4 protein-coding genes are annotated in these 5,145 nt (G+C 35.3%); all 4 read left to right on the top strand.

Annotated elements, in window-relative coordinates; all coding sequences use genetic code 11:
• Positions 1–134 precede the first annotated feature (134 nt).
• Positions 135–368: a type II toxin-antitoxin system Phd/YefM family antitoxin gene (locus ACTTKP_RS11060; RefSeq protein WP_442553958.1), complete on the top strand. Its 234-nt coding sequence runs from the start codon at positions 135–137 to the stop codon at positions 366–368.
• 616 nt (positions 369–984) lie between these two features.
• Positions 985–2,727 (top strand): hypothetical protein, encoded by a 1,743-nt coding sequence (locus ACTTKP_RS11055; RefSeq protein WP_442553957.1) that lies wholly within the window; start codon positions 985–987, stop codon positions 2,725–2,727.
• 100 nt (positions 2,728–2,827) lie between these two features.
• Positions 2,828–4,561 carry a hypothetical protein gene (locus ACTTKP_RS11050; RefSeq protein WP_442553956.1) on the top strand — a complete coding sequence of 578 codons (1,734 nt, stop codon included), beginning with the start codon at positions 2,828–2,830 and terminating at the stop codon, positions 4,559–4,561.
• Between the two features lie 426 nt (positions 4,562–4,987).
• A partial coding sequence (locus tag ACTTKP_RS11045; RefSeq protein WP_442553959.1) for an ORF6N domain-containing protein occupies positions 4,988–5,145 on the top strand: 158 nt, incomplete at its 3' end.

The raw sequence follows: 5,145 nt of genomic DNA, 5'->3' as shown, positions 1-5,145 counted from the left end.
GGATAATCAGTTAGAAAAAGCTTTGGATGTAGTGAAGGATAAGTTAAAATAAATCTAGGTATTAAAAGGAAAAACTTTCATATATACATTTCTTTAGTATTATGATAAAATTATGATAATAAAGGAGGTGAATTATGATAAATATAAGACCTGTATCAGATTTAAGAAATAAATTCGCAGAGATAGAAGAAGTGATTAGCACTAATTCGCCTATATTTTTAACAAAAAACGGATATGGAACAATGGTGGTAATGAGTATAGAACAGTATTCATCCCTTACGGATTCTGTTGAAAAAAGCCTTGATGAAGCAGATAAATATGCGGATGAATGTGATGTCCGCTATTCTAAGGATGAAGTTTTTACTTAATAATCCTGTTGCATTTGCACCATATCAGTCAATGAAAGAGAGAACTCATAGATACTATCGAATAACTGTACATAACTATTGTATATTTTATGTAGTAATTGAAGATGTTATGGAAGTAAGACGAATTATTTACAAAAAAAGGGATATTGATAATATTATATGATACTATCCCTGTCAGAAAAAATAGTGCTAAGCCACAGATTAGAACCTATGGCTTAGCATTTTATTTATATCTTCATTATTAAGAAAATATGATGTTAATGGAAATTTTGTGGTAAATGTGGGAAAAAGGCTTGCATTTTTCTATATATTGTGTTTTAATAAAATAAAGGTTTCAAAAAATAAAGATTGATACATAATTTTTATTAAATGAAACCGTTCAAAATGTTTCCCAAATAAGTGGGCAGATTGTTTGAAACAGGGAACAGTTTGAAAAAAATTAATTAAGCGGTTAAGTTTTAAGGCTCAGCTGCCGATATTAATTGTGAATGAAACCAATGTAACATTGGGCAAGACTCATTTTCCTTAGCGTACATAAGGAAAATGAGTAATAGCCAAGGATGGCGAATGGACGCCATCCGAAGAGGATGCTGTCCGTAAAAATAAGGAGGTTATTATGAATTTAAACAAGAAAATTGCAAAAACTATGGTTTTTGCATTAGGACTTGGAGCAGTTTCGTTTTTAGGTAATTATGGTGCGAGGGTGGAAGCAGCACCTTCAGACCCAAAATTTGATAATAAAACAGGTTTCTTTACTGCAAGTGGTACAAACTTTTGGGCAGTGGCAAAGCCGGTTAAGGATGTAAAAAAAGCAAATGTAATAGATAGTGGTAATTATGTAATTAAGCCTGCTGATGTAGAAGCATATTCAGCAGGTGTTAATCTTACAGCTCTAGGTGAGGGTAAGGAGCTCTATATTGCATATGGTGAAAATAATACAGTTGGAGCAGATGGAAAATATACAGGCTGGAAGGTACAGAAGATAGGTGCTGCCAGCAAGAAATTCAGTGTTTATTATAATGGATCGGAACATGGAAAAATGAGCAAGGCAGCAGCAGCTAGTGACCTTGGTGGTGATGCTGGTTATCTTGCGGCTGAGGCTAGTGAAGGTAAGAATACTAAAGAAATAGATTTGGCAACTAATGCTGAGAAGGTATTTGTTAAGGCTGGAGATGGTAACTGGGCTACTTTTAAGGATTTCTTTGGAGGTGGAGCTGCTCCAGATAAAGATAAGGTTAATGCAAGATTAAAGGCACTTATTCAGAGAGGAGCTTCCCTTACTTTTAGATATGCAGCTGATGCTAATACTTGGGTTAAGGAAGCGAAGCTTAAAATAACAGCTCAGCCTAAGGCTCCAAAGGTAGGAGTGGATGTTCAGAAAGAGGAAGTTACTTCTTTAAAAAAAGGTATGCAGTATCAAGTGGTAGAAAAAAGTGGTAATGATGAGCCAGCAGTTGGTAATACTTGGAAAGAAGTTCCTGAGAATAAAAAGTCACTTGCTTTTAGTAAAACAGATAGTGCAATTGTAAATACAAAGAACTACACTTTATTTGTCAGAAATAAAGCTGATAAGAAGAAAGTTGCATCTAAGATTGCGAAGATTAGGCTTATTGGTACTGCAGATCTTGCTAATGCTGCGGCTATAGCAAATAAGCCAGATGGTGTTTTAGTTGCAGATAAGGTGGATATAGCTCTTGTGCGTAAGTTTGATATAACTAAGGGTGCTACTATCACTAATAAGTCTACAGAAGATTATGAAGTTTATGTAGATGGTAGAGAAAATGCTAATCTTCCTGAGAAAGCAAAGTGGACAGTATTGAAGGGAAAGAAGACTCCAGAGGCTAAGGATGTTGTATTAAAGCTTAAGTATTCTAAGGAGCTCGGTAAGGCGAATTCGTATGGTGATTCTAAATTTAAGGTACTGATTCGTAAGGCTGGTAAGAAGCTTCAGAACGGTGAAGCAACCCTTGCTTCAGCTGCTAAACCTGTAGAGGTGACTCTTGGTAAGATAGCACAGGAGGGTGATCTTACTACAATTGCAGGTGGAAATACGACTGCTGTGTCAAAAACAGAAGTTACTGCATCTTATACCAAGGGTGAGGAAAAAGAGATTACTTTTAATTATAAAATTACTTCTTATCAAAAATTTGATAAGAAGCCTAAGCTTGAGGCTGTAAAAGGTGGTAATATCACTGTAAAGGTAGATAATTTTGTAGAAGGTAGTGATGGAAGTGCTACAGCTATTGTAACTGTTAAGATTGGTAAAAAGGCTACTACAGAGGAAACCCAACAAATTAAACTCAGTGCTGAGGGAGCTGATGTGATTAGTCCTACAATAAAATTTACTCCGGCATCTTAATACTTGTTATAATTTTAGATTATAAAATATAAGTGTAGTTCTTAATTTTAGATTGGAAATGCTGGAGCAAAGGATGGCTTAGATAACATAGGAGGTTATTATGAATTTCAAAAAGACAATGATTAAGGGTATGGCATTTGCATTTACTCTTGGTTGTATTGGTTTTGTAGCACCAAAGACTGTTAGTGCAGCTGATTTTGATTTTGTATTAAATTTAGAAAAGGCAACAACCACAAAATATAAGTTTTGGGGGGTGGCTAAGGAAGTAGATGAGAAAAAGAGTGATTTTACATCAGATGGTAAATATTATAAAGTAGATGAGGTTACTCCTGTAGAAGGAGGAACTATAGATCTTTCTTTCTTAAATAAGAAAAATAATAATTTAATTGCCTTAGGAGAGGTGGAGTCATTTACAGCTGCTGGTAAGCCTTGGATTGTAAAATCTATTAACTCACAGAAAACGGCTTTTAAAGCAGATTTTATTAAGTTGGAAAATGATAAAGTAACAGTTGGAGGTAAGGAAGTTACAAAGGCTCAAACATATAGTAATGGTGATTTGGGGGCTTTTGCTGCTGTAGATGGTGATAGTGTGCTTGATATTACAAAGCCTGAGGTTTTTAAAACAATTGAGGTCAAGCTTGGAAAGACCTGCGACTGGGTACAGCTTAATCAGTTCTTTGGTGGTGCAGCTGATGCAGCTCCTGGAGAAGGTATTCCATCAAAAGTAATAGCTGGTCTTTCTCAGGCTGGTGCGGATGTGGTAGTTAGGCTTAAAGGGACTGATACTGCTTGGGCAAGTAAGGAAGTCAAGGTAAAATTTACTAAGCAAGCTAAGGCTCCTAAGATAACAGTTGACACTGCTAAGGGAATGATTAATTTCAAAAAAGGGCAGGAGTATAAAATTGGTCTTAATGACGCTGGTGCTGCAACTATAGCAGACGATGCAAATTGGGCAGATATTTCTGGAAAGGTTGCTTTTAAAGGTGGAAATCTTAATCTTGGGATTGATGGTACAAAGAATGCTCTTATACAGGTAAGAGATAAGGCTACAGCTAAAAAACCAGCTTCCAAGATTACAGAAATTGTTCTTTCTAAACAAGAAGCTGTGACTGTTGAGGAGTTAACCAAAGCTGGTGGATTAGTAACTGATAAGTTAGACTTAGTAGTAAAAGTTCCTTATGATCTTAAGAAGGGTGCTTATATAGAGAATAAAACTAAAGTGGAATATGAAATAGCTATTAAAAATGATGGAAAGGTACCTGATGCTACTACAAAGTGGATTAAGGTAAAGGCAGGTAAGGATAATAAAAAGAAGAATGAAATAATTCCAAGTAAGACTAACCTTAAGTATTCTACTGCAAAGTCTGATAATACTTATGGAGATGATAATTCTGCTGCTAAGATTTTTGTTCGCTTAGCAGGAACAAAGCAGGATAAGGTAGATGGAAGTGTAAAACTTCCTAGTCCAGATGGAGAGGGTAAGGCATTTAAGCTTGCTGCTGATAAGGGTGAGTTTACAAAGCCGGATGATGCTCTTACTGTAGAGGGTAAGATTAAATCAGAGATAATTAAGACAGAGGATATTAAATTTTCAAAGCTCTTTAAGGACGGTGTTGCTCCAAAGATTACTGTTACAGATAAGGTTTCCGGAGTAACTGTAAAGGCAAGTAAGATGAAGAAGGCAACTGATGGTACTGGAAGTGGAAAACTTACAATTAAGGTTTCTAAGTCAGCTTTCAAGGCTGCACCTACAAATGCACCAAAGCTTAAATTCAAGATTCTTCTTGAAGGTGTAGAGAAAGTAGTAACAGTAACACTTAATATTACAAAGTAAGTTGTAATTTTATTGTAAAAACTGAATAAAACCAAAAGGATATCACAGATTAGGATACTGTGGTATCCTTTTTTTATTTAATAGGAAATTTCTCCGAAATTCCCTATTAAATAAAAATCTCTCCGAGGGATGCACAGCTCGCGGCAGGGAAGTTTGCCTTGCGGCACCGCTCGCGCGCGAAGTGTGTGCAAGCACACACTTTTCTATTTAACAGAATACAACTTTCCAATACTTTCCCCTAGTATCCTAAGAGTGAATTTATTAAAAGCTTCTATTTAATAATATATAAACAATGGATGAGAGTTAGCTCTACTTACCTATACTGAAAGCAAGCCCTAATACAGGCAAACTCAGCTAACTATTTTTATGACACAATATGCTCTATAAAATGAATTGTTTGGAGATTTGAATAAAGGGGACAAAGAAATGGATAAAAAAGATGAAATGATGATTGTAAATCATGAATCTCTTGTAAAAAAGATTTATATTATTAGGGGACAAAAGGTTATGCTTGACTTTGAATTAGCCGAAATCTATGGATATGAAACGAAAAATTTCAACAGGCAGGTCAAGAATAATATTGA

Origin of the sequence: Catonella sp. (genome assembly GCF_052169795.1) — a bacterium.
In the GTDB taxonomy this organism is placed as follows: domain Bacteria; phylum Bacillota; class Clostridia; order Lachnospirales; family Lachnospiraceae; genus Catonella.
This window is presented reverse-complemented; position numbering and strand designations above follow the sequence as displayed.